Here is a 26,471-nt window from a genome sequence, read left to right on the forward strand (position 1 = left end):
GACGTACGACCATGACAGCCCCGGAAGCCGAGAGCCTCCGCGTCCAGCCGACCCCGCGGCGGCGACCCGAGTGGGGCGCCCAGACACCCGTCGTCGCGGTGGTCGCCGCCGGCGGCGCGCTCGGCGCCGTGGGCCGCTACGGCCTTGCCCTGGCCCTGCCCACGGCCGCCGGGGGATTTCCCTGGGCGACCTTCTGGACGAACGTCATCGGCTGCGCGGTGATCGGCGCCTTCCTGGTCCTGATCACCGAGGGACTCCCCGCGCACCGCCTGGTGCGGCCCTTCTTCGGCACCGGCGTCCTCGGCGGCTTCACCACCTTCTCCACCTACGCCGTGGACATCCAGAAGCTGGTCGACCACGGCAGGCCCGCCACCGGCCTCGCCTACCTCGCCGCCACCCTGTGCGCGGCCCTCGCGGCGGTCTGGTGCGCCGCGACCCTGACCCGGCGTGTCCTCACCCGGAGGCAGCGATGACGAGACTGACCGGCCGCGCCCTGCGCCTGACCGTGTACATCGGCGAGGACGACATCTGGCACCACAAGCCCCTCTACACGGAGATCGTGCACCGCGCCCACGCTGCCGGACTCGCGGGCGCCAGCGTCTTCCGGGGGATCGAGGGCTTCGGCGCCTCCTCCCGCATCCACACCTCGCGGCTGCTGTCGCTCAGCGAGGACCTGCCGGTGGCGGTCGTCGTCGTGGACACGGAGGAGCGGATCCGGGCGTTCCTGCCGCAGCTGGACGAACTGGTGACCGAAGGGCTGGTGACCCTGGACGACTGCGAGGTCATCCGGTATGTCGGCCGGGCCGCGGAAACCGGCGAATCGGACGTGAAGGGTAAGAACTCGTTGTGAACTGGCTGTTGGTGGTCCTCGGCGCCATGGTCGGTGCTCCGCTCCGCTACCTCACCGACCGCGCCGTCCAGGCCAGGCACGACTCCGTCTTCCCCTGGGGCACCTTCGTGGTGAACGTCACCGGCTGCCTGGTCCTGGGCCTGCTGACCGGTGCGGCCGCGGCGGGCGCCGCGAGCCCGCACCTCCAGCTGCTGGTGGGTACCGGGCTGTGCGGGGCGCTGACGACGTACTCGACGTTCTCCTATGAGACCCTCCGGCTGACCGAGACCGGCGCCGGGCTCTACGCTGCCGCCAACGTCGTCGCGAGCCTCGTGGCGGGGCTCGGGGCGGCCTTCGCCGGGGTGGCGATCGCCCAGGCCGTCTGGGCTTAGGACTTGCTTCTCGCCCCTGCCTGTAAGACTGTCTACAGCACTGTCGACCAAACTCTGCAGAACTGGATCCCATGAGCGCCATCTCCGTCGGCCAGGCCGCCATCCTCGGGGTAGTCGAGGGGGTGACCGAGTTCCTCCCGGTGTCCTCCACCGGCCACCTCAAGATCACCGAGGGGCTCATGAACATCCCCGTCGACGACCAGTCCGTCGTCGGGTTCTCCGCCGTCATCCAGGTCGGCGCCATCGCCGCCGTGCTGGTGTACTTCTTCAAGGACATCAAGCGGATCGTCTCCGCCTGGGGCCGGGGACTGGTCAACAAGAACGAGCGCTACCACCACGACTACAAGTTCGCCTGGTGGGTCATCTACTCGACCATCCCGATCGTCCTGGTCGGTCTCGCCGCCAAGCCGCTGATCGACGGGCCGCTCGCCTCGCTGTGGGTGGTGGCCGGCTCGCTGATCGTCGGCTCCGGCGTGATGTGGTGCGCGGACCAGATGGGCCGCCACAAGCGGGGTGAGGACGACACCTCCTTCAAGGATGCGATGCTGGTCGGCTGCTCCCAGATCCTCGCCCTGCTCTTCCCCGGCTTCTCCCGCTCCGGCGCCACCATGTCCACCGCGCTCATCCTGGACCTGGACCGGGTCGCCGCCACCCGCCTCTCCTTCTTCCTCGGCATCCCGGCCCTGACCGGCGCCGGCATCTACGAGCTCAAGGACGCCCTCGGCGCGGGCGTGGGCGCCGCCCCGCTGGCCGTCGGCACGATCGTCTCCTTCGTGGTCGCCTACGCCTCCATCGCCTGGCTGCTGAAGTTCGTCGCCAAGCACTCCTTCAACGCGTTCGTGATCTACCGGATCGTGATCGGCCTGGCGGTCTTCGGCCTGCTCGCCACGGGCACCATCAACGCCTGACCGGCCGCCGTTCGACGCGCCACCGCTCCGCCACGGGGTGTGATGCCTGCATTCAGGTGTCGCGCCCCGTGAATGTTTTCCCGTCTCGAAACCTTGACAGCCTCGTCCCGCAACCCGGAACATCTCACCCGTGAACCTGTCAGACAGCCCGACAGCCGGACAGCCCCCGCGCCGTGTGAGCGCCATGGAGGCGGTACTGGCGCACCTGCGCGGCGCCATCGAGCGCGGCGAGTACGCGGTGGGCGACAAGCTCCCCTCCGAGGCGGAGCTCTGCCGCACCCTGGAGATCAGCAGGCCCGTCCTGCGCGAGGCCCTGCGGGCCCTGCAGACCATGGGCCTGACCGTCTCCAAGACCGGCAAGGGCACCTTCGTGGTCGCGAGCGCCGTCGAGGACCCCACCTTCGGCGACTACGCGGCCAGCGACCTGCTCGAGGTGCGCCGGCACATCGAGATCCCGGTCGCCGGGTACGCGGCGCTGCGCCGCACCCCGGAGAACCTGGACCACCTCGCCCATCTGCTCGACCGCATGGAGCGGGAGACGGACACCACCGCGTGGGTCGCGATGGACACCCTCTTCCACCTGGCCGTGGCCGAGGCCGCCCAGAACCCGGTGTTCCGCCGGGTCATCGAGGAGATCCGGGACGCACTGGCGCGTCAGTCGGCCTTCCTCAACGAGCTGGGTGACCGCCGCGAACAGTCCAACCGGGAGCACCGGGCCATCGTCGAGGCCCTGGTCGACGGTTCCGAGATCGACGCGGTGGACGCCATGAGCCACCACCTCGACCGCGTCGAGACCACCCTCACCCACATCGTGCGCCCCGCGCGCACGGACCAGCACCAGGAAGGCGGCACCCAGGCGTGAGCGAACAGCACCTCAAGGACGAGACGCGCCCCTCGTCCCGTCACGTCGACGCCGGGGACCACGGCTACAGCAAGTCGCTGAAGCACCGGCACGTCAACATGATCGCCATCGGCGGAGCCATCGGCACCGGTCTCTTCCTCGGCGCCGGCGGCCGCCTCGCCGACGCGGGACCCTCGCTCTTCGTCGCGTACGCGGTCTGCGGCGTCTTCGCCTTCCTCGTCGTGCGCGCCCTCGGCGAACTCGTCCTGTACCGCCCCTCCTCCGGCGCCTTCGTGTCGTACGCCCGGGAGTTCCTGGGCGAGAAGGGCGCGTACACCGCGGGCTGGATGTACTTCCTGAACTGGGCGACCACCGGCATCGCCGACATCACCGCGGTCGCCACCTACACCCACTACTGGGGCATGTTCTCCGACATACCCCAGTGGGTGATCGCGCTGATCGCCCTGGCCGTCGTCCTGACCGTGAACCTGATCTCGGTCAAGATCTTCGGCGAACTCGAGTTCTGGTTCGCGATCGTCAAGGTCAGCGCCCTGGTGATCTTCATGGTCATCGGCATCTTCCTGCTGGTCACCCAGCACCCCGTCGACGGCGCGTCCCCGGGCCCGTCCCTGATCACCGACAACGGCGGCGTCTTCCCGAACGGCCTGCTGCCGATGTTGCTGATCATCCAGGGCGTCGTCTTCGCCTACGCCTCGGTCGAGCTGGTCGGCGTCGCCGCGGGCGAGACCGAGAACCCCGAGAAGATCATGCCGAAGGCGATCAACTCGATCATGTGGCGCGTCGGCCTGTTCTACGTCGGCTCCGTCGTCCTCCTGTCGATGCTGCTGCCCTGGAACAAGTACACGGCCGGCCAGAGCCCCTTCGTCACCGTCCTCTCGCACATCGGCGTCCCGGCGGCCGGCGGCGTGATGAACCTCGTCGTCCTCACCGCGGCCATGTCCTCGCTCAACTCCGGCCTCTACTCCACCGGCCGCATCCTGCGCTCCATGGCCGTCAACGGCTCCGCCCCGAAGTTCACCGCGAGGATGAGCCGCAGCCAGGTCCCGTACGGCGGCATCCTGCTCACCAGCGGTATCTGTGTGCTCGGCGTCGGCCTCAACTTCGTGGTCCCCGCCGACGCCTTCGAGATCGTCCTGAACTTCGCGGCGATCGGCATCCTCGCCACCTGGGGCATGATCATGCTCTGTCACCTGCTGTTCTGGCGGAAGACCCAGAACGGCGAACTCACCCGCCCCGGCTACCGCCTGCCGGGTTCCCCGTGGACCGAGATCGTGACGCTGGCGTTCCTCGTCTCCGTCCTGGTCCTCATGTACGCCGACGGCGGCGCCGGACGCACCACCGTGCTGTGCCTGCCGCTGATCGCCGCCGCGCTGGTCGCCGGCTGGTACGCCGTCCGCCGCCGCCTCGCGCACCCGTCCACCGGAACCGACGCGTGACCCGCGAACCGGTCCCTCCCACCTCACCCGAGACCAGGCAGTGATGTACAGCAGTTCCCCCGCGGCCGCACCCGTCGTCCGTGAACCCCTCCACGCCCCCGTCGCCCACCTCATCCGCGGCGGGGTCGTCGAGGGCATCCACTACGGCTCCGTCGTCGTCCTCGGCACCGACGGACAGGTCCAGTTCCAGCTCGGCGACATCGAGGCCGCGTTCTACCCGCGCTCCGCCCTCAAGCCCGTCCAGGCCGTCGCCATGCTGCGGGCCGGGCTGCCCCTCGACGGCGACCTGCTCTCGCTGGCCGCCGCCAGCCACTCCGGCGAGGAGCGGCACCTCGCCGGGACCCGGCGCATCCTCGGCCTCGCCGGACTGACCGAGGTCGACCTGCGCAACGTGCCCGACATGCCGTACGGCTCCGCGGTGCGGGACGAGTGGATCCGGGCCGGCCGCCAGCCGTCGCGCCTGGCCCAGAACTGCTCCGGCAAGCACGCGGCGATGCTGTGGACGGCGAAGCTCAACGGGTGGTCCCTGGAGGACTACCTCGATCCGGCGCACCCGCTGCAGCAGGCCATCGCCGAGATCGTCGAGGACCTGACCGGGCAGCGGGTCGCGGCGACGACCGTGGACGGGTGCGGGGCGCCCCTGTTCTCCGTCTCCCTGCACGGGCTGGCGCGCGCGGTGTCGCGGATCGCCACCGCCGTGCCGGGCACGCCGGAGGCCCGGGTCGCCGACGCGATGCGGGAGCACGCCGAGATGGCGTCCGGGGCGGGGCGTGACGTGGCCGCGCTGATGGCGGCCGTGCCGGGGCTGCTGGCCAAGGACGGCTTCGAGGGCGTCGAGGTGGCCGCGCTGCCGGACGGCCGCGCCGTCGCCGTGAAGATCTCCGACGGGGCGGACCGGGCGCGGGTTCCGGTGGCCGCGGCGGCGCTGGCGCGGGCCGGGGTCTCCCCGGAACTGCTCACCGAGTTCGCCGGGGAGGCGCTGCTCGGTGGTGGGCGGGAGGTCGGGCGTGTGCGGCCCGTTCGTTCGCTGGAGCCGGTTTCGGTGTGCGCCTGAGGGGCTGGGCGGCCATGTCGTGGGCGGCTGCGAGTCGTCCGTGGCTGGTCGCGCAGTTCCCCGCGCCCCCAAGGGGGCGCTTCACCCTCACTCTTTTGAAAGAGGAATCGTTCCTTCATGACTGTTCGCAGCGAACACGACCTGCTCGGCGACCGTGATGTGCCCGCCGATGCCTACTGGGGTGTGCACACGCTCCGTGCGACCGAGAACTTCCCCATCACCGGCACGACGATCTCCGCCTACCCGCACCTGATCGACGCGCTCGCCGCCGTCAAGGAGGCCGCCGCGCTCGCCAACGAGGAACTGGGGCTGCTGGCGCCGGAGAAGGCCGCCGCGATCGTGGCCGCCTGCCGGGAGATACGGGCCGGCAGGCTGCACGACCAGTTCGTCGTCGACGTGATCCAGGGCGGTGCCGGGACCTCGACGAACATGAACGCCAACGAGGTCGTGGCGAACCGGGCGCTGGAGCTGATGGGGCACGGCAAGGGGGAGTACGGGTACCTGCACCCCAACGAGGACGTCAATCTGGGGCAGTCGACCAACGACGTCTACCCGACCGCCGTCAAGATCGCGACCGTGTTCGCGGTGCGTGGCCTGCTCCAGGCGATGGCGGTGCTCCAGGACTCCTTCGGGCGCAAGGCCGTCGAGTTCCGTGACGTGCTGAAGATGGGCCGTACGCAGTTGCAGGACGCGGTGCCGATGACGCTCGGGCAGGAGTTCTCCGCATTCGCCGTCATGCTCGACGAGGACCGCAGCCGGCTCGCCGAGGCCGTCGAGCTGATCCACGAGATCAACCTCGGTGCCACGGCGATCGGGACCGGCCTCAACGCGCCCGCCGGGTACGCCGGGTCGGTGCGCCGGCACCTCGCCGGGATCACCGGGCTGCCCCTGGTCACCGCCGCCAACCTGGTGGAGGCGACGCAGGACTGCGGGGCGTTCGTGCAGATGTCCGGCGTGCTCAAGCGGATCGCGGTCAAGCTCTCCAAGAGCTGCAACGACCTGCGGCTGCTGTCGTCCGGGCCGCGGGCCGGGCTCGGCGAGATCAACCTGCCGCCCGTGCAGGCCGGTTCGTCGATCATGCCGGGCAAGGTCAACCCGGTGATCCCCGAGGTCGTCAACCAGGTCGCCTTCGAGGTCATCGGCAACGACGTCGCCATCACCATGGCCGCCGAGGCCGGGCAGCTCCAGCTGAACGCCTTCGAGCCGATCATCCTGCACTCCCTGTCGGAGAGCATCACGCACCTGCGCAACGCCTGCCTCACGCTGGCCGAGCGGTGCGTCGACGGCATCACCGCCAACACCGAGGTGCTGCGGGCCACGGTCGAGAACTCCATCGGCCTGGTCACCGCCCTCAACCCGTACATCGGGTACACGGCGGCCACCGACATCGCGAAGGAAGCCCTCGTGACCGGCCGGGGGGTTGCTGAACTGGTCCTGGAGAAGGGCCTGTTGCCCGCCGAGCGACTCGCCGACCTGCTGCGTCCCGAGATCCTCGCGGGCAGCGGCTCACCCCCGGTCTGACCTGCGACTGCGCACCAGGACCGGTCCGGAGGCACAATGGTGATCATGACAATGACGTCGTCGCCAACGTTCCTGCCGGTCCTGGAGCGCATCGCCGAGGAGATGGAGCGGACGCCGGGCCGCGGCCGGCCCGCCGACTACATCCCGGCGCTCGCCGCCTGCGACCCCCGAAGCTTCGGCATGGCGGTCGCCGAGCTGGACGGCACGGTCTACGGCGTCGGCGACTGGCGGCAGCCGTTCTCCACGCAGTCCATCACGAAGGTCTTCACGCTCGCCCTCGACCTGGCCCGCGAGGGCGACGAACTCTGGGAACACGTCGGCCGCGAACCCTCCGGCAACCCCTTCAACTCCCTGGTCCAGCTGGAGTACGAGAACGGCATCCCGCGCAACCCGTTCATCAACGCGGGCGCGCTCGTCGTCACCGACCGCCTGCAGACCCGTACCGCGGACGCGGCCGGCGAACTCCTTGCCTTCCTGCGCGCCGAGAGCGGCAACCCCTCCCTGGACTTCGACAAGGAGGTGGCCGCCTCCGAGTCCCAGCACGGCGACCGCAACGCCGCGCTGGCCCACTTCATGGCCTCCTACGGCAACATCGACAACGACATACCTGTCCTCCTCGACCAGTACTTCCGCCAGTGCTCCGTCGCCGCCTCCTGCGCCGACCTGGCCCTCGCGACCACGTTCCTGGCCCGCCACGGCATCCGCTCCGACGGCACCCGCCTGCTGACCAGAAGCCAGGCCAAGCAGGTCAACGCCGTCATGCTGACGTGCGGGACGTACGACGCGGCAGGCGAGTTCGCCTACCGGGTCGGCCTGCCGGGCAAGAGCGGGGTCGGGGGCGGCATCATCGCCGTGGTGCCGGGCCGTTGCGCCCTGTGCGTCTGGAGCCCCGGCCTGGACGAGCGGGGCAACTCGGTGGCGGGGGTGGCGGCGCTCGACCGCTTCACGACACTGACCGGCCTGTCGGTGTTCTAGGAACCGATCTGTTCGTCGCCGGGACCGGAGCGCCCCGGCAGGGGCGCGGGGCTGTATCGATGTGCGGCTCGCCGCGCGGGCGCGACCAGCCCCCACCTCGCCCGCACCCGACAACGCACCACACACAGGTAACAAGTAGGCCGCTCCCAAGAAATCGCCCCGTCGTTTCCCGGCCACCCACCATTGACACGCTGACCCAGTGTTGGCCATGGCTTTCCCCGTCGATCTCCGCCGCTGCCAGGTTCTGGGCCTGGCCGGCACCGCCTTCCTGGCCCTGGGAGGTGAGACAGCCGGCGCCCTGCCCGTGGCGGATCTGCTCGCACCCAGCTCCGTGCAGGCGGCGTTCGGCCTGGTCGGCGTCTACTTCGGCGTCGTGCTGCTGATCGCGGCATGGCTGCTGCTGGGCCGCCTCGTGCGCGGTTCCGAACCGCCCACCCCGCGACAGCTGCTGCTGGTCCTCGCCGTCTGGGCGGCACCGCTGCTGCTGGCGCCCCCGCTGTTCAGCCGGGACGTGTACAGCTACCTCGCGCAGGGCGCCATGGTCGACGCGCACATGGACGTCTACACGTCGGGGCCCGCCCAGCTCGGCGGCCCGCTCGCCGACGAGGTCGCCCCGGTGTGGCAGAACACCGCCGCGCCCTACGGCCCCGCGTTCATGGGTGTGGCCTCGCTGCTCTCCGGGCTGACCCGCGGTGAACTGCCGGCCGGGCTCTTCGGGATGCGGCTGGTGGCCCTGCTCGGCGTCGGCCTGATGGCGGCCGCGCTGCCCCGGCTCGCCCGGCACAGCGGCGCCGACCCGGCCGCCGCGCTCTGGCTCGGCGCCCTCAACCCGCTGGTGCTGCTGCACCTGGTCGCCGGCGCCCACAACGACGCCATCATGCTCGGCCTGCTCGGCCTCGGCCTGGTCGCGGCGCTCGGCCGCTGGCCGGTCCTGGGAGCCGTGCTCGTCACGCTCGCCGCGCTGGTCAAGGCACCCGCCGCCCTCGGGTTGCTCGCGGTGATCGTCGTCCAGGCCCGCAAGGGCCGCAGTCCCGTGCGGGCCACCCTGACGACGGCGGTCGCGTCCGGGGCGACGACGGTGGTGGCGACCGCCGTCGCCGGGACCGGGTACGGCTGGATCAGGGCCCTCGACACGCCCGTCTCCCCGCACAACTGGGCGCTCAGCAGCCTGCTCGGCCGCGCCACCGGCCGGATCCTCGAACACTTCGGCAGCGATCTCGCACCGCTCGCCGTCCCGGCCTGGCACCTGCTCGGGCTCGCGCTCACCGCGGTGACCGTGCTGCTGATATGGGTCCGGCTGCGGCCCCGCCCGGTCTACGCCCTCGGCCTGAGCCTGGCCGCCGTCGCCGCCTTCGGGCCGGCGATCCGCCCCTGGTACGCCATCTGGGGCCTGTTCCTGATAGCGGCCGCGGCGCCCAGCACCTCGGTTCGGCACCGGGTGGCGGCCGTCACCGGCGTGCTCGCCCTGGCCGTGCTGCCCAGCGGCGGCCCCGCCGACATCGGCCAGCTGGTCCTCGCCGTCTCCGGCGGGGTGCTCGGCGTGGTCGTGCTCTGGCAGGCCCACCAGGCCGCGCAGGCCCCGGCCGTGGGACGTACGGCATGAGGCCCCCGACGAGACCGCGGACCGACCGGGGGCGGCTGCTGCTCGTCCTGGTCCTCGTCGCCGCCGTGACCGTGTTCACGGCCACCGTGCCGCTCCTGCGCGACTGGTTCGACCTGCGCGTCTACTACGGCACCGTGCACACCTGGGTGCACCACGGCGGCCGGATCTACGACTACCGGGTGCCCGGCACGACGTACGGGTTCACGTATCCGCCGTTCGCCGCCGTCGGGATGCTCCCCATGGCGCTGGTGGGGCTGCACCTGGCCATCGCGGCCTCGCTGCTGCTGAACCTGGCCGCGCTGGCGTTCGTGCTGCGCATCATGGCCGGGCCCGGCTGGCGGCGCTGGGGCTGGTACCGGTGGGCGCTCGCGCTGTGCGGGCTGGCGCTGTTCGAGCCGTTGCGGGACACCTTCAGCTTCGGCCAGGTGAACCTCGTACTGCTCGCCCTGGTGCTCGCGGACTGCTGTCTGCTGCGCAGCGGGCGGGGCCGCTGGGCGGGGGCCGGCATCGGGCTCGCCGCCGCGATCAAGCTCACGCCGGCCCTGTTCATCCTCATGCTGCTGATCGGCCGCAAATGGCGGGCGGCCGGTGTCGCCACGGCCGTGGCGCTCGCCGCGACCGGGCTCGCCGCCTGGGCCGACCCGCGGGCGTCCCGCTTCTACTGGACCCAGGCGCTCTGGGACACCAGCAGGGTCGGCCGGCTCGACTATGTCTCGAACCAGTCGCTGCAGGGCGTGCTGGCCCGGCTCGGCCATCCGGACAAGCCGCTGTGGGCGATCCTGGTGCTGCTCACCCTGGCCGTGTGGGCGTGGCGGACCCGCAGGGCCGTCGTGGCCGGCGACTGGACGGTGGCCTTCGCGCTCACCGGCCTCGCCGCCTGCCTGGTCAGCCCGATCACCTGGGTGCACCACCTGGTGTGGGTGCTGCCGTCGTTCGTGCTGCTGGCGCGCGCCGGGCACCCGCGGCTCGCGGGCGCCCTCTACGCGGTGATGTGCACCAGCGTGGTGTGGCTGTGGTTCGACGACGCGTCCGGCATCGACGGGTTCCTCGGCAGCAACATCTACACCTGGATCACGCTGGGCCTGCTGCTCGGCCTGCCGGTCGGTCAGTCCCGGCCGGAGCGTTCGCTCCTGAGCCGCACGGCCAGGGTGACGGCGCCCGCGCCGAGCACCGCGAACCCGGCGACGGCGGCGGTCTCCCACCAGTCGGAGTCGTCCCAGGGCGCCGTGGCCGCCGCCATCGGTACGGTGCTCGGGCCCGGCCGGGGCCGCGGCTTGGCCCGCAGGGCGTCCAGCGAGCCCACCGGGTCGACCCGTCCGGCCGCCTCGAAACCCCAGTCGAGCAGCTGACGGGCCTCGTCGTAGACGCTGCCGTCCTGAGGGTTCATCACGGTCACGAGGAGGGTGCGCCCGCCGCGCCTGGCGGCGGCGACGAGGGTGTTGCCGGCGTTGGTGGTGTAGCCGTTCTTGATCCCGATCAGCCCGGGGTACCGCCCCACACCGTCCGCACCGGTCAGCAGCCGGTTGGTGTTCTCGATGCCGAAAGACCAGCCGGTGGCGTCCGGGAAGCGGGCCTCGGCGGTGGAGCAGTACCGCGCGAAGTCGGGGTTGCGCAGCCCCTCCCGGCCGAACACCGCGAGGTCGAAGGCGGAGGAGACCTGGCCCGGTGCGTCGTACCCGTCGGGGGACCTGACCTGGGTGTCGAGGGCGCCCAGGGCACGCGCGTTGGCCTGCATCCGGGCGGTGGTGCGCTGCCAGCCGCCGTCGAGTGCGGCCAGGACGTGCACGGCGTCGTTCCCCGAGCTGAGGAAGACCCCGCGCCACAGGTCGGACACCTGGTACGTGTGGCCCGCCTCGACGCCGACCACGCTGCTGTCCTCGGGGACGTCCGCCAGTTCCCTGGACGTCACGCGGTGCGGGAGGTCGGCGGGCAGGACGGGCAGCACGGTGAGCGCGAACAGGGTCTTGAGGGTGCTGGCCGGTGGCAGCTGGCGGTGTGCGTGGCTGGCCGCCAGCACCTGGCCGGTGTGCGCGTCGGCGACCAGCCAGGAGAGTGCGGAGAGGTCCGGGAGCTCCGGGGCTCCCGGGTGCGGCCGCACCTGCGTGCCGGAGTGGTAGAGCAGCGACGGTCCGGGCACCACCGCCCTCGGGGGCGGGGCCGGGTCGAGCGCCGCGGTGCCCGCGGCGGCCGTGCCGGGCGTCAGTGCCAGCAGGCCCGCCAGGCAGACGGAGCAGGTGGTCACCGCCACTCGCCGAGGGAATCGGTCAGGGAATCCGATCGTCATATGATCAACGTAGGAATGGGGGCGGTGTCCGGCGCGCTGTCAGGGCCGGTCGGACGCAGTGTGCAACCCGGATGCCGCACGCTCCGCTCCGCCGCGCGCCTACTGTCGGGGCGCCCGGGTGTCAGCCCGCCGGCAGGGTCGGCTGTACGCGCCGCAGGAAGGTCGCGTTGTCCGGGGTCTCCCGCAGCCGCTCCAGGAGCGTCTCCAGGCCGCCCGGGGTGCCCTCCCGGCTCTGCAGGGCCCGGCGCAGTCCGCGGACGGCGGTCAACTCGGCCGGGGTGAGCAGGAGTTCCTCGCGGCGGGTGCCGGAGGGGGCGATGTCCAGGGCCGGGAAGACCCGCCGGGAGGCCAGCTCGCGGTCCAGGCGCAGCTCCATGTTGCCGGTGCTCTTCAGCTCCTCGAAGAAGTAGCCGTCGGCCCGGGAGCCGGTGTCCACCAGGGCGGTGGCGAGGATGGTGAGCGAGCCGCCCTCCTCGGCCGTGCGGGCGGCGCCGAAGAACCGCTTCGGGCCGAGCAGCGCGCCGGCGTCGACACCGCCGCTGAGGGTGCGGCCGTTGGAGGCGGCCGCGTTGTTGTGCGCCCGGCACAGCCGGGTCAGGGAGTCGAGCAGGATGACGACGTCCCTGCCCTCCTCGACGAGCCGCTTGGCGCGTTCGACGACGAGTTCGGCGAGGGCGATGTGCTCCTTGGCGGGCCGGTCGAAGGTGGAGGCGTACACCTCGCCGCGCACCGAGCGCCGCATGTCGGTGACTTCCTCCGGGCGCTCGTCGAGCAGCAGCACCATGAGGTGGCACTCCGGGTGGTTGCCGGCGACGGCGGCCGCGAACTGCTGGAGCAGCACGGTCTTGCCGGTCTTCGGCGGGGCCACGATCAGCCCGCGCTGCCCCTTGCCGACGGGCGCGAACAGGTCGGTGACCCGTCCGGCGAGCCCGGCGGCGGGGTGTTCGAGGCGGATCCGCTCGTGCGGGTGCAGCGGGGTGAGGTCGCGGAAGTGGCGTCGGCCGCGCAGTTCGTCGGGCGTCCGGCCGTTGATGCGGGTGATCCCGGTCAGCGTGCGCCGGTCGCCGCGGACGCCTTCGACGAGGTCGCCCCTGCGCAGGCCGTGACGGCGGACCAGAGCCGGCGGGACCTGCGGGTCGGCGGGGGAGGGCAGGCAGCTCGGGGCCCGCAGCTGCCCCTTCCCGCCCGCGTCGATGTCGAGGACACCGGTGACCGGCCGGTCGGCCGGCCGGTCCTGCTGTTGTACCGGGGGTTCGAGTGTGGTGGTCATGGGAGGTGGTCCTTTCGCGGACGGAAGACATGGGTGAGGGGGGAGTGGGCCGCGAGCGGGAGGGCGTGTGCGCAGGCCTCCGTGCGGCGGGGAACGGCACCTCGCGAACGGCGCGGACGCCCTGGTCACGAGGTGGTGCTGAGAAGCCGGCGGGCCGGTCGGGAAGCGACGGGCGATGCGGCTGGAGGAGTGGAACCGGCACTCGGCGCCCGACGGAGGGCGCTCACACGTGCTGATCGCACTATACCCGTGGTTCCTCGGTCGTCAACATGGCACCCGGCCCCGGTATTCCCGCCGCCCGTGGTCGCCTGCCGGGCCGCACCGGCCGGGAAAAGCTCCTTCCCCCAGGCCCGCGGGCGCCTACGATCGGCGGTGTCCGTGTCGTCGCGCCGTCAGGAGCCCCTCGTGGAGACCCCGTCCGTGCCGTATCGCCCGGACCCCGCCGGCGGGTGCCCGCACGCCGACAACGCCCGGCTGCTGGCGCGCGGTGCCGTCGCTCCCGTCGTGCTGCCCGGTGGCGTCGAGGGCATGGCCGTGCTCGGGCACGAGGCGCTTCGGGAGTTCCTCCAGCATCCCCAGGTCGCCAAGGACGCACGGCACTTCACGCAGTTGCGGGAGGGCCGCGTCCCGGCGGGCTGGCCGTTGCTGACCTTCGCCACCGTGCGCGGGATGACCACCGCCGACGGTGCCGACCACCGCAGGCTGCGCGGACTGGTCAGCCGGGCCTTCACCCCGCGCCGGGTCGAGGAACTGCGGCCCCGGGTCGAGGAGTTGACCGACACCCTCCTCGACGACCTGGACCGGGCCGCCGCCGACGGTGACGGCGTCGCCGACCTGCGCCGGTACGTCGCGCTGCCGCTGCCCATGGGTGTGATCGGCGAACTCCTCGGTGTGGAGGCCGAGTTCCGTGACCGGCTGCACCACCTGACCAACCAGGTGGTGGCCACCGACATCGGACCGGCCGAGGCCGTCGCCGCCAACCGGGAGCTGGTCGGCGTCCTCGCCGCCGTCGCCGCCGCCCGCGCCGAACACCCCGGCGACGACCTCACCAGCGCCCTGATCGCCGCCCGCGACGAGGACGGCGACCGGCTCGGCCAGGAGGAGCTGATCGGCACCCTGGTCCTGATGATCATCGCCGGGCACGAGACCACCCTGAACCTGATCACCAACGCGGTGCGTGCCCTTTGCGGCCACCGCGACCAGCTCGAACTCGTCCGCAAGGGCGGCGCGAGCTGGGCGGACGTGGTGGAGGAGACGCTGCGCTGGGACGCGCCGGTCAGCTACTTCCCGTTCCGCTACCCGGTGCGGGACCTCACCGTCGACGGGACGGTGATCCCGGCCGGCACCCCGGTGCTGGCCGGCTACTCGGCCGCCGGACGCGACCGGGCCGCACACGGCCCCGACGCCGACCGGTTCGACGTCACCCGGCCCGCCCGCCCCGACGCCGTCCGCCACCTCTCCCTCGGCCACGGTGCCCACTACTGCCTGGGCGCCCCACTGGCCCGCCTGGAGGCCACGGTCGCCCTCGAACGGCTCTTCGCCCGCTTCCCGGCCCTGGACCTCGCCGTCCCCGAGGACCGTCTCGCCCGGCAGGCCAGCTTCGTCGGCAACAGCGTGCGCGCCCTCCCGGTACGGCCGCGCCCGCGGCCCGGCGGCTGAGCCGCATACCCGCCATACGAACGCCCGAGGGCGTATCGCTGACGCATTTCTTGTTCTGGCCATAGGCCCTACCCACGCTGCCACCACCGCACTGCGCATTCGGCGCCTCGCGATCGCAGGCCGCCTGGGTCACCTCGGCATTCATTCTGCCCACCGCGATCCTGGAACTGAATTTCGGCGTGGTGGGCGACCTGTTCGGCCGTAAGCGGCTGCTGGTCCTCGGCGGATTCGTGCCGGCGGTCGGTGAACTCCTCAATGCCACCTCCCAGAACATCACCATGCTCTGGATCGGCCAGGCCCTCGCCGGCATCGGCGCCGCCGCGCTCTTCCCCAGCTCCCTCGCCGTGGTCGCGGCCGCGACCCCCGAGGAGAAGGACCGCGCCAAGGCGGTCTCCACCTGGGCGCTGAGCATCTCCCTCGCCTCCGCCGTGGGCCCGCTCTCCTCCGGCGTGCCGGCCACCGTCGCCGACTTCCGCTGGGCGTTCGCGCCCCCGGTCGTCCTCGGCATCGCGGTCGGCATCTCCTGCTGGGCGCCGGTCACCGACTCCAGGGCGCCCGGGGGCCGCGCCCTGGACCGGCCCGGGCAGATCAGCATCCGTCGGCCTCACCGCCCTGCTGTGGGGCATCATCGAGGGCGGCGACCGCGGCTGGAGCAGCCCCGCCATCGTCTTCGCCCTCGTCCTCGCCGCCGTGGCCCTGGTGGGCTTCGTGATGGCGGAGCGGCGCCGCCTCGCCGATGTTCAACCTGGAGCTGCTGAAGATCCCGTCGTTCGCGGCGGCCGCGGTGGTCGCGCTGACCGGCATGTTCGGCTTCATCGGCACCGCCTACTGCGTCTCCATCCGGCTCGGCGCGGTGATGCACCTCAGCGCCCTGCGGGCCGGCATGCCGTTCGTCGTCCTCCAGCTGATCCCGCTGCTCCTCGCGCCGGTGCTCAGCAGGATGCTGACCCGCGTCGAGCCGCGCCGGCTGCTGATGGGAGGTCTGCTGCCGATGGCGGCCGGCCAGTTCTGGATCGCGGCGCTGCCCATCACCACCACCTCCCTCGCGGCCTTCATCGGCCCGGTGCTGCTGCTGGGCATCGGCTTCATCCGCGTGGTCTCCTCGCTGACCTCGGCCGCCGTGAACGCCGTGCCGATCGAGACGACCGGCATGGCGAGCGGCGCGACCAGCCTGGTCCGCGAGTTCGGTCAGGGCCTCGGCCCGGCCGTGATCAGCACCATCGCGATGAGCGCGGCCTCCTCCGCGCTGGTCGGCAAGCTGTCCGGCGCCGACGCCGGCACGGAGGCCGCGGCCGGACCGCTCGCGGTGGTGAACGCGGGCAGCGGCAGCGCCAGGGCCGCCGCGCAGGACGCCCTCGCGCACGGCATGGCCCTGGGCGTGGTGATCTGCGGCTGCGCCTCGCTGCTCGGCGCGCTGGTCACCCTGCTGCTGGTCCGCAGGAACACCGCGCGGACCGCGGGCCCGCTGCCGGTGCAGCCGGCGTCCGCCTGATCCACGGCACACGGTGCGGGCCGGGGTCCGTGCCCCGGCCTGCACGCGCGTTCGGGCCGCGGACGGCCTCGGCGCCTACTGCCTGATCGGTGTGAAGCGTGCCCGGAGGCCCGCCGGGGCGAGTCGGCCCATGAACTCCAGGGTCACCGAGGAGGCGTTCGGCGACTCGATGGCGAAGCGCTGCGCGAGCCGTGCCGTGGCCAGCGTGAGCTGCCGCAGGGCCAGCGCCGACCCCAGGCAGACCCGTGGCCCGGCACCGAACGGCAGGTAGGCCGCCCCGGGTGCCGGCCGCCCGCTCAGCCACCGGGCCGGGTCGAAGTCGTCCGGCCGCCGCCACCACCGGGGGTCGCGGTGGATCAGATAGGCGTTGAGCAGTACGTCGTCACCGGGGCCGAGCGACCAGTCGCCCAGTCCTGCCGCGGTGCGGGCGGTGCGGGTCATCAGCCACGCGGGCGGGTACAGGCGCAGCGTCTCGCGGACCACGGCCTCGGCCAGCGGGAGCCGTGCCGCCGACAGCGGGGCCGTCGCGGGCTCCGGGCCGCCGCCCGCAGGGCCGTTCGCCTCGGCGCGCAGCTCGCCGACGAGCCGGGGCCGCCGTGCGAGTTCCCACACGACCGAGGTGAGCCCGGCGGCGGGCACGCCGTGGCCGCCCATGAGGATGCTGTGGAGCGTCGAGGCGACGGTGCCGTCGGGCATGCCCGGATCGGCGTCGAGCAGAGCCCCGAGCAGGTCGTCGCCGGGATCGCGGCCGTTCGCCGCACGCCGCCTCCGCACGATCCCGGTCAGCGCGTCGGTCAGGCGCCGGTAGGCGCGGAAGAAGTGGCGGTGGCGCGGGACCGGCAGCCACGCGGGGAACTCGTAGGAGGACTCCGTGAACGGCTTGGTGGCGTGGATGACCTCGTGGAGCAGCGCGGGGACGCCGTCGGCGTCCGCGCCGAAGCAGTACTCGGCGATGGCCTGCGCGGTGAACGCGCGCATCGTGGTGAGCACGTCGGCCTCCCGGCCGGCGCCGTCGGTGACGACCGCGTCGAGGATCTCGACGGTACGGCGGTCGGACGCGGCCGCCGCCGAGCGGTTGAGCCCGGGCCACACAGCGCGGCGCGCGGACATCCACGACGCGGCCTGCGCGGCGGCCTCGTCGAGGTCCCGCCGCATGTCGAAGGGGGCGAGCTCGGTCACGAAGCTCTGGCCGGTGCGGGTGAGCACCTCGTGGGTGAGGTCCGGGTCGATCACGAACACCGTCTGCTCGTCGTACGAGAAGACGTCACCGTACTCCTGGTGGCAGCGGCGCAGGAACCCGATCCGGTCGGCCTCGTACGCGCGGGTGTTGCCCGTCAGCCAGTGCCCGCGCGGGCCCGGCGGCCGTCCGGGCGCTTCCTGGCGTGCCATCCCGCCTCCCAGCAGATCGCAGGACCCCTGGTACGGGTCCTGCGACCGGCGTTCTTCGCCTGTCTCCGGTGGACGCGGCCCTGACGGGCGCGGGGCTCGGGCTACCGGAGTTGGTAGGGCCAGTACGGGTAGCGGCCGCTGACCCGCTTCCTGCCCACCAGGCGGGCCACCAGGCGTCGTGTTCGTTTCATGAACACCCCCATTGCCATCTGGGCGAATATTTGTCCGATCGTGGCACGCCTGCTCCTGGACGGGCAATATGCCGGAGCGAGGTTCCCCTGGCAGCGTCCGTAAAATCTGACGCTGAGTCAGAGACGTGTTCGTCGCGGATGTCCGCAATCCATAACGGTCTTGACCGGCGCGGGACTTGATGTCTGGTTATGCCTTATCTTCACGACATGTCCACGCCACCGCCGCCGCCCGAGCAGCCGCCGCCGATCCCGCCGCAGCCGACCGCGTACCCGTACCCCAACCCGCAGTCGCCGTCCGCCCAGAACCCCTACGCGCAGCCCGCCGCCGGCGACCCGCCCACGGCACCGCAGCAGGCCAATCCCTATGCCGTGCAGCCGGGTCACGGCTACCCGCCGCCCGCCGCACCGCCCGCCGCAGGCGGCAACGCGGCCGGCCGAGCCGTGCTGTGGGCCGTCGTGGGCGCGGTGGTCGCCTCCGCGGCCTGGGCGGGCGCACTCCTCCTGACCGGAGGCTTCGGGAGCAGCGCGGACCTGCGCGGCTACCGCGCGCCCGCGAACCTCTGCTCCAGCGCGGACTACTCCTCGTTCAAGGACGAGTACCCCGTCGACGACTCGTCCCCGACGAAGAACGTGATGAAGGACCCCGCGCTGGACCAGAGTTTCTGCAGCCTCAGCCTCAAGAAGACCAGCTCCAGCTACGGGGACGCCTACCTCTCCATGGAGGTGGACCTGCACAGGAAGACCGACCCGGCACCGGAGTTCACGGCCACCTGGAAGAACTACGGCGACAGCCACAGCGACTACGACGTGACGCCGGTCCAGGGCATCGGCGACGAGGCCTATCTGGTCACCCAGGACACCAGCAAGGGCTCCACCACCAGCGGCTCGCGGTACGCCACGCTCGCGGTGCGGGACGGGTGGACGACGTTCACCATGTACTACAGCGCGTACTTCTCCTCGTACGACAGCGACACCGACCCGCCGACCCTCGACGACGTGACCGGCTGGCTGAAGACCGACACCAAGTCCACGCTGGAGCAGCTCAAGGACTGACGCTCAGTCCTGGTCGAGGGCGTCGGTGATCGCCTTCACCGGACCGTGCGACGCGTAGCCGCCGTCGACGGTGATCTCCGCGCCGTTGACGTACGAGGCCTCGTCGGAGAGGAGATGGACGACCAACGGCGCCACCTCGTCGACCGTGCCCGGGCGGCCCTGGGGGGTCATGGCGAGGTGGGCGGCGACGAACACGGGGTTCGCGGTGGCCATTGGACGACCCGGGCCCGGTCCCCGTCCACGGCAGGATGATGAACATCGGCGTCTGCACCGAGCCCACCACCGACCCGGTGCAGGACCCCACCTTCGACGTCACCGCCGCCCACACCACCGACGGCGCCGCCACCTTCAGCTCCATCGAGGTGAAGGGCGACCTTCTACGAACTGGGCATCGTCACCAACACCGTGCAGGCCGCCGTCAACAACGGCGTGGTGGTGAAGCTGAACAGCGGCTCCACCTGGACGGTCGCCGGGACGTCATACCTGACCGGCCTCACCCTCGCGGCCGACGCGGCCGTCCAGGCGCCGCGCGGCAAGTCGGTGCGGCTGACCGTCGACGGCACCGAGACGGCGATCACCGCGGGCTCCACCTGCACGGGCGCCCTCACGCTCACCGTGGCGTGACACCGTACGGCGCGGGCGCGGCCCCGACCGGCCGCGCCCGCTCCGTACGCTCCCGTAAGCTGGCCGGATGTTCAGCCCCGAAGGCCCGAGCCTCCGTGAACTCGCCGTCCAGGCCCTGTCCTCGGTCGAGCGCGGCTACGACCTGCTGGCCCCCAAGTTCGACCACACCCCGTTCCGGACGCCCGATTCGGTGCTCGAGGCGGTCGCGAAGGCGCTCGCCCCGCTCGGCCCCTTCGAGGACGGCCTCGACCTGTGCTGCGGGACGGGAGCCGGCACCGGCGTACTGGCCCAGGTGTGCCGGCACGGCGTCACCGGGGTCGACTTCAGCGCCGGCATGCTGGAGATCGCCCGTCGGCAGCCCCCGCCCGAGGGCCCGGCCGTCAGCTACGTGCGCGGCGACGCCCGGGCCCTGCCGTTCGGGCCCGCCTTCGACCTGGTCGTCAGCTTCGGGGCGTTCGGGCACTTCCTGCCCCGGGAGCTGCCCGGCCTCTTCGGACAGGTCCACGCGGTGCTCCGACCGGGCGGCACCTTCGCCTTCCCGGTGCTCGCGCCACCGCGGCCCAGCAACCCCGGATACTGGATGCTGCTGGGCTTCGACGCCGTGATGCGGGTCCGCAACGCCCTGTGGCGGCCCCCGTTCGTCATGTACTACCGGGCCTTCCGGCTCGGCGCCGTGCGGGCGGAGCTGGCGCGGGCGGGGTTCTCCGTGGAACTGTCCGCGCTGCCCGGGTTCGGCGAGCGCGGCGACGGCAGCCCGCGCGCCCGGCTGGTCGTGGCCCGGCGCGGTCAGCCCGCCGCGGGCACCGTGAACTCGTAGACCAGCGCGTCCTGCTGGGCGTCCACCACCAGGTCGGTGATCTCCAGCGGGCGGGCGTACTGGTCGTGCACCCGGCGGGTCACCCGTACCGAGGACGCGTCCGCGACCTGGGTGATGGAGTCCCGGTGGTGCAGGGTGAGGCCCGCCTTGCGCATCCAGTCGTAGGCCCGGCGCAGTTGTGCGGCGGCACAGCCGTCGGCGCGGTCCCGGTAGCGGCCCAGTTCCTCGACCTCGGTCAGGGCCACCACCGAGAACGAAGTCACCGCGGTGCGCAGGGCGTGACCGTCGGGTGAGGCGGACTCGTAGCGGTGCACCAGGGTCGGCCGGTGCGGGGCCAGCCCCAGCGCCGCCGCGTGCTCGGGCGGCGGCTCCTCCCAGGTCACCGTGGCCCGGTCGACCGCACCGTGCTCGGTGGGCCCGGCACCCACCGGGAAGGCCAGGGAGACCGGGCTCTCCACCGGACGGCCGGGCAGTGTGGCGTGGCTGCCCCGCCGGTCGGTGGCCACCAGCCCGCTGTGCCGCAGCACCTCCAGGGCCTGCCGGACGGTTTCCCGGCTCACCTCGAAGTGCCGTGCCAACTGCCGTTCCGCCGGCAGCCGTTCCCCGGGCGGCAGAGTGCCGTCGCGCAGTTCACCGAGGAGTTGTGTCGCGATCCGCCAGTACAGGGGCTGTCCTTCGCTCTCGGAGTGGTCGTGGGGGGTGGTGCGGGCCATGCCGCGCCTCCTGGTGGGTGACAAAAAGTAGCCGTTCGGGTTCGTTCCGCGACCACATCTAGCATTGGTCTAAACCAGGAGGGAAGAGTGGCCGACGGGTTCGGCCGAAACCGTGCGGGTGCCTCACAGACTCGCGTAAACGGCGTTGACCAGGGCCGTCTTCCTCGGGTCGTCCGCGATCCGCGGCCCCATGCGGTTCATGACATATCCGAGGGAGACCCCCGCTTCCGGGTCGGCCAACCCGCAGGAGCCACCGAACCCGTCGTGCCCGAAGGCCCGCGGGTTCGGCCCGTACGAGCCGTTCGCCCCGCTCAGCCAGAGCCCCAGCCCGATCTCGGTCTCGTGCTCAAAACCCGCCCCCAGTACCAGGTCACGGCAGCTGCCCTGGCCCTCCCGGACCCGCTCGGCCGCCTCCGGCGACAGCACGCGCAGCCCGCCGTACCCGCCCCGGCCCGCGAACACCCCGTACAGCGCGGCGACCGCCCGGGCCGTGCCGTGTCCGTTGGCGGCCGGGATCTCGGCGGCCCGCCACTCGGGGGTGTTCGCCGCGCTCGCGCCCACCCCCGGGTTGGCCAGGGCGGCCACCGCGGCGGGCGCCAACTGGCTGAAGATCGCAGCCTGTTCGCTGTCCGACACGACCCGGGGATGCACCAGCTCGGCCGCCCGCCCGGACTCCTTCTCGGGCAGCCCGACCGTGAAGTCGATCCCCAGCGGCCCGGTGACCTCCCGCTCCAGGAACGCCCCCGGCAGCAGCCCCGACACCCGCCGCACCACCTCGCCGACCAGGAAGCCGTAGGTCAGCGCGTGATAGCCGGACCTGGTCCCCGGCTCCCACCAGGGCTCCGTCGCCGCCAGCCGCGCGGTCGTCAGCTCCCAGTCGTACAGGTCCCGCAGCGAGTGCGGCTCGCGCAGCCCGGACAGCCCGGCCCGGTGCGAGAGCAGATGACGGACCAGGACCCGCTCCTTGCCGGCCGCCGCGAACTCGGGCCAGTAGGCGGCCACCGGCGCGTCGAGATCGAGCAGCCCCCGGTCGGCGAGGACGTGCGCGCAGAGGGCCACCGGGCCCTTGGTGGTGGACCACACGTTGACCACGGTGTCCCGCTCCCACGGCCGGCTGCGCGCCGGATCGGCCCAGCCGCCCCACAGATCCACCACCGTCTCGCCGCCAACCGTCACCGCGACGGCGGCGCCCAGCTCCTCCCAGTCCCGGAAGTTCTCCTCGAACGCCTCCCGCACCGCCGCGAAGCGCGGATCGCAGTGACCGTGGACCTGCACCCGGGGCTGTGACTGCGGCTGAGGCTCGTGCTCGGACATGCGCCCTCCGTCGTACGCCGGAAAACCCGGACCGCGACGCTGCGGTCCGGGCACCCCGAACGTACCGACTGGTCGGACTGGAGGGAAGGCCGGAGGCAGGCCGGAGGAGGGTCAGAGGGTGGTCAGAGGGTGGTCAGAGGAGGAAGAGCCGCCCGGCCGGCTCCTCGTGCCCGTCCGCGGTGTGCCAGTAGTCCCGGCTCTCCACCGCGAGCCCCCGCCCGTCGAAGCGCACGAAGACGCACCCCGCCAGCGTGACCGCCGCACCCCCCTCCTCGGACCGCACCCGGAACTCCGCCGCCGCGACCCGGTCCGGCCCCACCAGCGGCGCCGAGAACCTGACGTCCGTCACCCGCTCCGCCTCGAACGACCAGCGCAGATAGGCGGCGAGTTCGTCCCGGCCCCGGTGCGGGGCACGGAACGGCATCGAACGGTGCACGCAGTCCTCGGCGTACAGGGCGAGCAGCGCGTCCACGTCGTGCGCGGCCCAGCCCCGCTCCCAGACCCGGACGAACCGCTCCGCGGCCTCCCGTGTGTCCGGTTCCGGCGTCTCCTCAGACATACGAGCGCAGCCAGCGGGCCTTCGCCGCCTCGTGGTACGGGCCGCCGCCCTCGTGGTCGTTGTAGTCGTACACCTCGATGGTCTTGTCCTCGTGCGCCCAGGAGTTGAAGGCCGCGAAGACCGTGGAGGGCGGACAGGTCTGGTCCTCCAGTGCCGCCGAGAACAGCGCCGGGGCCCGGCCGCGCGCCGCGAAGTGCACCCCGTCGAAATAGGAGAGAGTGCGCTGCACGTCCGCCGAGCGGCCGCGGTGCGTCTTCAGGAACAGGCCGATCTCCCGGTACGGGTGACGGTCGGTCAGCGTGGTGGCGCGCGGGAAGTCGCACAGGAACGGCACGTCCGGCGCGACCGCGACCAGGTCCGGCACCAGGCCGCCGACCGCGATGGTGATCCCGCCGCCCTGGCTGGCGCCGAGTGCCACGGTCCGCGCGGCGTCGGTCAGCGGGTGCGAGCGGGCCGCCTCCACCGCCCGGACCGCGTCCGTGTACACCCGGCGGTAGTAGTAGTTCTCGGGGGCGTCGATGCCCCGGGTCATGAACCCGGGGTAGGCCGGACCGCCGCCCACCGGGTCCGCGGTGCCGCCCCCGCCGCCCCAGGCGCTGCCCTGCCCGCGGGTGTCCATGGTGAAGTGCGCCCGCCCGGTCGACGCCCACAGCAGGTTCTCGTGCGCCAGCCCGCGCCCGCCGCCGTACCCGACGAACTCCACCACCAGCGGCAGCGGTTCGGTGGCACCGGCCGGCAGCCGCAGCCAGCCCTTGACCGGGTGGCCGTCGAACCCGGCGAACGTCACGTCGTAGACGTCGACCGTCGACAGCCCGGCGTCGACCGGCTCGAAACGGGCGTCGAGATCGTGCGCGCGGGCTTCCTGGAGCGTCTTGGACCAGAAGGCGTCGAAGTCGTCGGGCGCCACCGACGTGCTGCGGTGCTCCTGGAGTTCGTCGAGCGGGAGGTCGAACAGGGCCATCAACAACCGCCTCGGAGATGGGTAGGTGCGGATGATCACACCGTACGTGGGTGATCCGATGAATCGCCAGGCCCGGCGCGGGCGGCCCGGGCGGGCGTCCCAGGCGCGGGCGGTTCGGGCGGGCGTCTCAGGCGCGGCCGCGGGTCCAGTCCGGTCCGGTGCGCGCCCACTCCTGCTCCCACTCGGCGAGCCGGTGGTGCAGCGCCACCCGGCGCACGACGCCGTGCCCGAGCAGCACCACGGCCGCCGCGCCGCCGGCCCCGCACAGGCCCACGGTGACCGTGTGCTGCCAGACGGCGACGTCGTCGGGCGGCGGGGCGACCCCATGGCCCCGCCGGTCGAACCACACGTCCACCGTGTCACCGTTCCGCGTGCCCGCCGGCACCCGGGCCAGGGCGGTCCGCGTCCCCTTGCCGGGCTCCGTCCAGCGGACGTTCGTCTGGTAGGCGTGTGCCTGGTCGCCGCCCTGCACCGACGGCAGCTGCTCCGGGGTGCCGCCGACGACCAGGGCCCGGACCATGTGCCGCTCGGAGCGCGCCACCGCTGCCACCGACTGCGCCTGCCCATGGGCCCAGAGCCCCGCCACCGCACCCACCAGGGGCGCACCCGCGCACAGCAGGACCGCGACGGCCAGCGCGATCCATGCTTCCACCACGTCTGACCTGCGCCGCAGCGGGTTGTGCCGCCAGCGCCAGCCACGCACCCGGGTACGCATGTCGACCTCCTCGCCGCCACAAGAGCCGGAGGGCCGGACAGCCGGTCCGCAGCTCCCAGCGTGCCCCCGCTCGCATGCGAGCGTCCACACGGGACTGGTACCCCGTACGGAGCACCTCGCCCACCGTCCGCAGGCAGCGATGCGGCACCGGCTGAAGCACGGGTTCCGGCGTGCGCCGCCCACCGGTCCCGGCGCCCCGGGGGCCCGCCGACCGCACGCCCCGGCCGGCTCCAGAACCGGACGCGCCTGTTCCGCGGCGCCCGGGACGGCCGCCCGCCCGGGGGCCCGGGACGGCCGCCCCGGGCGCCGCCGGTCAGCCGAACCGCTCGATGCGGATCCGCTCCACCGGCTGTCCGGCCGCCACGAGCAGCCGCGCGGCATGCTCCGCGAACCCGTTGGAGCCGCACACATAGGCCTCCCACCCGCCCTCGGGCTGGTCGGCCAGGAGAGGGGCCACATGTGCGGCGGACACACGTCCCACCGGGAGACCCCGGGGTGCGGCGCGGGTGAACACCGTCGTGGTCTCCGCGCCCAGCTCCCGCGCGTAGATCAGCTCCTTGGGGGAGCGTGCCGACACCACCATGCGCAGCGGTACGTCCAGGGCCCGGTTGCGGTGGTGCCGGACCATCGACATCAGCGGTACGACCCCGGAACCGGCGCCGAACAGCAGGGCGGGCCCGTCGCCGGGCCAGGCGAAGAAGCCGCTCAGCGGGCCGCGGACCTCGACGGTGTCGCCCGGCCGGGCCACCGTGTGGAACCAGCCGGAGACCTCGCCGCCCGGGACGTGGTCCAGGGTCAGCTCGACGTGCCCGGAGCCGTCCGGCGCGGAGGCGAGGGAGTAGTGGCGCTGGGCCGTGTAGCCGTCCGCTGCGGTCAGCCGCAGCATCAGGTGCTGCCCCGGCAGGTGACCCGCCCAGGCCGGCACCGCGAACCGGAAGGTCGCCGCGTGCGGGGTCTCGCGCCGGATCCCGGTGATCGTGGCCGTCTGCCACACCGCCGCGGCCCGGTCGCCGACCTCGATGCGGCCGGGGACCGCGAAGCGCGTCGGGGGCGTGGAGGCGGCCTCGGTGGTCGTCGTCTCAGTCACCGGCGTACCTCTGCTCCTGCCACGGGTTGCCCCGCCCGTGGTAGCCGTTGCGTTCCCAGAAACCGGGCTCGTCGTGGTCGAGGAGGGTGAGGCCCGCGATCCACTTGGCGCTCTTCCAGAAGTACAGGTGGGGCACCAGCAGCCGCGCCGGGCCGCCGTGCTCGGCGGGCAGCGGCTCGCCCTCGTACGTGAAGGCGATCCAGGCCCGGCCGCCGGTGAGGTCCGCGAGCGGCAGGTTGGCGGTGTAGCCCGTGTGCGAGTGGGCGACGGCATGGGTGGCGGACCCATGGGGGCGCACCACATCGAAGAACGCGTCCAGTGAGACGCCGCCGAACCGCACCCCGAACTTCGACCAGCCGGTCACGCAGTGGATGTCACCCTCGTAGGCCGCCGCGGGCAGCGCGTGCGCCGCGTCCCAGTCCCAGGTACGGGCCTCGCCCACCAGGCCGTCGATCCGGAACGACCAGTCGGCCGGCGCCAGGTCCGGCGTCACCTCGGCGGACAGCACCGGCCAGTCGGCCCCCGCGTCGTACTGGCCGGGCGGCAGTCCGGCGTTGTGGACGCGGGGGCGGCCGGCGAAGCCTCGGGTGACGTTCATGCTTCTACCGTACGGTGTCCGATCGGGTGCTCCCGCCCAGGTCAGGCCCCCGATCATTGCGGCCGTGTGAACGATCCCCGGGGGTGGGAATAGCCGCCCGCTGCCCGTCCTTGCCGCTGAGTGCGGCTGCCGGGACACCGGTGACAGCACCAGAGAGCGAGGAAG

The 26,471-nt window shown here is 72.7% G+C and carries 26 protein-coding genes and 2 pseudogenes; 17 read left to right on the forward strand and 11 right to left on the reverse strand.

What is annotated here, in order from left to right:
* Positions 1-11 precede the first annotated feature (11 nt).
* From crcB (AB0472_RS27670) to AB0472_RS27720, 11 genes are all read left to right on the forward strand, one after another.
* The gene (gene crcB / locus AB0472_RS27670) at positions 12-473 is read left to right on the forward strand and encodes a fluoride efflux transporter CrcB (RefSeq protein WP_366360063.1); all 462 of its coding nucleotides are present in this window, start codon (positions 12-14) and stop codon (positions 471-473) included.
* Positions 470-850, forward strand: coding sequence for a DUF190 domain-containing protein (locus AB0472_RS27675; protein ID WP_366360065.1), 381 nt, complete (start codon positions 470-472; stop codon positions 848-850). The genes crcB (AB0472_RS27670) and AB0472_RS27675 overlap by 4 nt, the downstream gene beginning before the upstream one ends.
* Positions 847-1,221, forward strand: coding sequence for a fluoride efflux transporter CrcB (gene crcB, locus AB0472_RS27680; protein WP_366360066.1), 375 nt, complete (start codon positions 847-849; stop codon positions 1,219-1,221). Before AB0472_RS27675 ends, crcB (AB0472_RS27680) begins: the two co-directional genes overlap by 4 nt.
* Positions 1,222-1,292: 71 nt before the next feature.
* Positions 1,293-2,129 (forward strand): undecaprenyl-diphosphate phosphatase, encoded by an 837-nt coding sequence (locus tag AB0472_RS27685; RefSeq protein ID WP_366360068.1) that lies wholly within the window; start codon positions 1,293-1,295, stop codon positions 2,127-2,129.
* Positions 2,130-2,313: 184 nt separating this feature from the next.
* On the forward strand, positions 2,314-2,991 hold the full coding sequence (locus AB0472_RS27690; RefSeq protein ID WP_366360220.1) for a FadR/GntR family transcriptional regulator: 678 nt from the start codon (positions 2,314-2,316) through the stop codon (positions 2,989-2,991).
* Positions 2,988-4,427 carry an amino acid permease gene (locus AB0472_RS27695; RefSeq protein ID WP_366360070.1) on the forward strand — a complete coding sequence of 480 codons (1,440 nt, stop codon included), beginning with the start codon at positions 2,988-2,990 and terminating at the stop codon, positions 4,425-4,427. The genes AB0472_RS27690 and AB0472_RS27695 overlap by 4 nt, the downstream gene beginning before the upstream one ends.
* Positions 4,428-4,470: 43 nt before the next feature.
* Entirely contained in the window at positions 4,471-5,481 is a 1,011-nt protein-coding gene (locus AB0472_RS27700; protein ID WP_366360071.1) for an asparaginase, read from the forward strand.
* A gap of 117 nt (positions 5,482-5,598) precedes the next feature.
* A complete protein-coding gene (gene aspA, locus AB0472_RS27705; protein WP_366360072.1) occupies positions 5,599-7,002 on the forward strand; it encodes an aspartate ammonia-lyase in 1,404 nt (467 codons plus the stop codon).
* 36 nt (positions 7,003-7,038) lie between these two features.
* The gene (locus AB0472_RS27710; RefSeq protein WP_366360074.1) at positions 7,039-7,977 is read left to right on the forward strand and encodes a glutaminase; all 939 of its coding nucleotides are present in this window, start codon (positions 7,039-7,041) and stop codon (positions 7,975-7,977) included.
* 208 nt (positions 7,978-8,185) lie between these two features.
* The gene (mptB, locus tag AB0472_RS27715) at positions 8,186-9,580 is read left to right on the forward strand and encodes a polyprenol phosphomannose-dependent alpha 1,6 mannosyltransferase MptB (protein ID WP_366360076.1); all 1,395 of its coding nucleotides are present in this window, start codon (positions 8,186-8,188) and stop codon (positions 9,578-9,580) included.
* Positions 9,577-10,929, forward strand: a complete 1,353-nt coding sequence (locus AB0472_RS27720) for a glycosyltransferase 87 family protein (RefSeq protein WP_366360078.1) — start codon at positions 9,577-9,579, stop codon at positions 10,927-10,929. The genes mptB and AB0472_RS27720 overlap by 4 nt, the downstream gene beginning before the upstream one ends.
* 89 nt (positions 10,930-11,018) lie before the next feature.
* Here the strand turns inward: AB0472_RS27720 and AB0472_RS27725 are convergent.
* Together AB0472_RS27725 and rho are read right to left on the reverse strand one after the other, a co-directional pair.
* A pseudogene (locus AB0472_RS27725) lies at positions 11,019-11,864 on the reverse strand (serine hydrolase); the annotation flags it as partial.
* A gap of 121 nt (positions 11,865-11,985) precedes the next feature.
* Entirely contained in the window at positions 11,986-13,134 is a 1,149-nt protein-coding gene (rho, locus tag AB0472_RS27730; protein ID WP_366360080.1) for a transcription termination factor Rho, read from the reverse strand.
* Positions 13,135-13,539: 405 nt separating this feature from the next.
* On the opposite strand from rho, the gene AB0472_RS27735 reads away from it, so the two are divergent.
* The 3 genes from AB0472_RS27735 to AB0472_RS27745 all read left to right on the forward strand — a co-directional run bounded on the left by AB0472_RS27735 (position 13,540) and on the right by AB0472_RS27745 (position 16,285).
* A complete protein-coding gene (locus AB0472_RS27735) occupies positions 13,540-14,793 on the forward strand; it encodes a cytochrome P450 (protein ID WP_366360082.1) in 1,254 nt (417 codons plus the stop codon).
* A gap of 77 nt (positions 14,794-14,870) precedes the next feature.
* Positions 14,871-15,551: an MFS transporter gene (locus AB0472_RS27740; RefSeq protein WP_366360222.1), complete on the forward strand. Its 681-nt coding sequence runs from the start codon at positions 14,871-14,873 to the stop codon at positions 15,549-15,551.
* Positions 15,530-16,285, forward strand: coding sequence for an MFS transporter (locus AB0472_RS27745; protein WP_366360084.1), 756 nt, complete (start codon positions 15,530-15,532; stop codon positions 16,283-16,285). Before AB0472_RS27740 ends, AB0472_RS27745 begins: the two co-directional genes overlap by 22 nt.
* A gap of 75 nt (positions 16,286-16,360) precedes the next feature.
* Here the strand turns inward: AB0472_RS27745 and AB0472_RS27750 are convergent, their stop codons facing one another.
* On the reverse strand, positions 16,361-17,674 hold the full coding sequence (locus AB0472_RS27750; RefSeq protein WP_366360086.1) for a cytochrome P450: 1,314 nt from the start codon (positions 17,672-17,674) through the stop codon (positions 16,361-16,363).
* A 398-nt stretch (positions 17,675-18,072) separates the two neighbouring features.
* On the opposite strand from AB0472_RS27750, the gene AB0472_RS27755 reads away from it, so the two are divergent.
* Positions 18,073-18,918: a hypothetical protein gene (locus AB0472_RS27755; RefSeq protein ID WP_366360088.1), complete on the forward strand. Its 846-nt coding sequence runs from the start codon at positions 18,073-18,075 to the stop codon at positions 18,916-18,918.
* A 3-nt stretch (positions 18,919-18,921) separates the two neighbouring features.
* Here the strand turns inward: AB0472_RS27755 and AB0472_RS27760 are convergent.
* A pseudogene (locus AB0472_RS27760) lies at positions 18,922-19,131 on the reverse strand (SDR family oxidoreductase); the annotation flags it as partial.
* Positions 19,132-19,323: 192 nt separating this feature from the next.
* Between AB0472_RS27760 and AB0472_RS27765 the strand changes: the two are divergent.
* A complete protein-coding gene (locus AB0472_RS27765; protein WP_366360090.1) occupies positions 19,324-19,542 on the forward strand; it encodes a hypothetical protein in 219 nt (72 codons plus the stop codon).
* 67 nt (positions 19,543-19,609) lie between these two features.
* Complete coding sequence (locus tag AB0472_RS27770; protein WP_366360092.1) at positions 19,610-20,359, forward strand: class I SAM-dependent methyltransferase; 750 nt, start codon at positions 19,610-19,612, stop codon at positions 20,357-20,359.
* Here AB0472_RS27770 and AB0472_RS27775 read toward each other — a convergent pair.
* The 7 genes from AB0472_RS27775 to AB0472_RS27805 form a co-directional block, all read right to left on the reverse strand.
* Entirely contained in the window at positions 20,329-21,072 is a 744-nt protein-coding gene (locus AB0472_RS27775) for a GntR family transcriptional regulator (RefSeq protein ID WP_366360094.1), read from the reverse strand. The two genes, AB0472_RS27770 and AB0472_RS27775, sit on opposite strands and share 31 nt — an antisense overlap.
* 123 nt (positions 21,073-21,195) lie before the next feature.
* Positions 21,196-22,386: a serine hydrolase domain-containing protein gene (locus AB0472_RS27780; protein WP_366360096.1), complete on the reverse strand. Its 1,191-nt coding sequence runs from the start codon at positions 22,384-22,386 to the stop codon at positions 21,196-21,198.
* A gap of 133 nt (positions 22,387-22,519) precedes the next feature.
* Positions 22,520-22,945 carry a nuclear transport factor 2 family protein gene (locus AB0472_RS27785; protein WP_366360098.1) on the reverse strand — a complete coding sequence of 142 codons (426 nt, stop codon included), beginning with the start codon at positions 22,943-22,945 and terminating at the stop codon, positions 22,520-22,522.
* On the reverse strand, positions 22,938-23,906 hold the full coding sequence (locus tag AB0472_RS27790; RefSeq protein WP_366360100.1) for an acetylxylan esterase: 969 nt from the start codon (positions 23,904-23,906) through the stop codon (positions 22,938-22,940). The genes AB0472_RS27785 and AB0472_RS27790 overlap by 8 nt, the downstream gene beginning before the upstream one ends.
* A 127-nt stretch (positions 23,907-24,033) precedes the next feature.
* Positions 24,034-24,621 carry a hypothetical protein gene (locus AB0472_RS27795; RefSeq protein WP_366360102.1) on the reverse strand — a complete coding sequence of 196 codons (588 nt, stop codon included), beginning with the start codon at positions 24,619-24,621 and terminating at the stop codon, positions 24,034-24,036.
* A gap of 313 nt (positions 24,622-24,934) precedes the next feature.
* Complete coding sequence (locus AB0472_RS27800) at positions 24,935-25,708, reverse strand: ferredoxin reductase (protein ID WP_366360104.1); 774 nt, start codon at positions 25,706-25,708, stop codon at positions 24,935-24,937.
* Entirely contained in the window at positions 25,701-26,306 is a 606-nt protein-coding gene (locus AB0472_RS27805) for a sulfite oxidase-like oxidoreductase (protein ID WP_366360106.1), read from the reverse strand. Before AB0472_RS27805 ends, AB0472_RS27800 begins: the two co-directional genes overlap by 8 nt.
* Positions 26,307-26,471: the final 165 nt, after the last annotated feature.

Source organism: Streptomyces sp. NPDC086777 (assembly GCF_040702065.1).
GTDB lineage: Bacteria > Actinomycetota > Actinomycetes > Streptomycetales > Streptomycetaceae > Streptomyces.

What these genes read in the sequence shown, in the direction of transcription:
- aspA (WP_366360072.1), top strand. Translation starts at nt 5,599, where the DNA reads ATGACTGTTCGCAGCGAACACGACCTGCTCGGCGACCGTGATGTGCCC.
- AB0472_RS27775 (WP_366360094.1), bottom strand. Translation starts at nt 21,072, where the DNA reads ATGGCCCGCACCACCCCCCACGACCACTCCGAGAGCGAAGGACAGCCC.
- AB0472_RS27720 (WP_366360078.1), top strand. Translation starts at nt 9,577, where the DNA reads ATGAGGCCCCCGACGAGACCGCGGACCGACCGGGGGCGGCTGCTGCTC.
- AB0472_RS27795 (WP_366360102.1), bottom strand. Translation starts at nt 24,621, where the DNA reads ATGCGTACCCGGGTGCGTGGCTGGCGCTGGCGGCACAACCCGCTGCGG.
- AB0472_RS27805 (WP_366360106.1), bottom strand. Translation starts at nt 26,306, where the DNA reads ATGAACGTCACCCGAGGCTTCGCCGGCCGCCCCCGCGTCCACAACGCC.
- mptB (WP_366360076.1), top strand. Translation starts at nt 8,186, where the DNA reads ATGGCTTTCCCCGTCGATCTCCGCCGCTGCCAGGTTCTGGGCCTGGCC.
- AB0472_RS27745 (WP_366360084.1), top strand. Translation starts at nt 15,530, where the DNA reads ATGTTCAACCTGGAGCTGCTGAAGATCCCGTCGTTCGCGGCGGCCGCG.
- AB0472_RS27685 (WP_366360068.1), top strand. Translation starts at nt 1,293, where the DNA reads ATGAGCGCCATCTCCGTCGGCCAGGCCGCCATCCTCGGGGTAGTCGAG.
- AB0472_RS27790 (WP_366360100.1), bottom strand. Translation starts at nt 23,906, where the DNA reads ATGGCCCTGTTCGACCTCCCGCTCGACGAACTCCAGGAGCACCGCAGC.
- AB0472_RS27710 (WP_366360074.1), top strand. Translation starts at nt 7,039, where the DNA reads ATGGTGATCATGACAATGACGTCGTCGCCAACGTTCCTGCCGGTCCTG.
- AB0472_RS27700 (WP_366360071.1), top strand. Translation starts at nt 4,471, where the DNA reads ATGTACAGCAGTTCCCCCGCGGCCGCACCCGTCGTCCGTGAACCCCTC.
- AB0472_RS27750 (WP_366360086.1), bottom strand. Translation starts at nt 17,674, where the DNA reads ATGGCACGCCAGGAAGCGCCCGGACGGCCGCCGGGCCCGCGCGGGCAC.
- AB0472_RS27785 (WP_366360098.1), bottom strand. Translation starts at nt 22,945, where the DNA reads ATGTCTGAGGAGACGCCGGAACCGGACACACGGGAGGCCGCGGAGCGG.
- AB0472_RS27675 (WP_366360065.1), top strand. Translation starts at nt 470, where the DNA reads ATGACGAGACTGACCGGCCGCGCCCTGCGCCTGACCGTGTACATCGGC.
- rho (WP_366360080.1), bottom strand. Translation starts at nt 13,134, where the DNA reads ATGACCACCACACTCGAACCCCCGGTACAACAGCAGGACCGGCCGGCC.
- AB0472_RS27690 (WP_366360220.1), top strand. Translation starts at nt 2,314, where the DNA reads ATGGAGGCGGTACTGGCGCACCTGCGCGGCGCCATCGAGCGCGGCGAG.
- crcB (WP_366360063.1), top strand. Translation starts at nt 12, where the DNA reads ATGACAGCCCCGGAAGCCGAGAGCCTCCGCGTCCAGCCGACCCCGCGG.
- AB0472_RS27780 (WP_366360096.1), bottom strand. Translation starts at nt 22,386, where the DNA reads ATGTCCGAGCACGAGCCTCAGCCGCAGTCACAGCCCCGGGTGCAGGTC.
- AB0472_RS27755 (WP_366360088.1), top strand. Translation starts at nt 18,073, where the DNA reads ATGTCCACGCCACCGCCGCCGCCCGAGCAGCCGCCGCCGATCCCGCCG.
- AB0472_RS27770 (WP_366360092.1), top strand. Translation starts at nt 19,610, where the DNA reads ATGTTCAGCCCCGAAGGCCCGAGCCTCCGTGAACTCGCCGTCCAGGCC.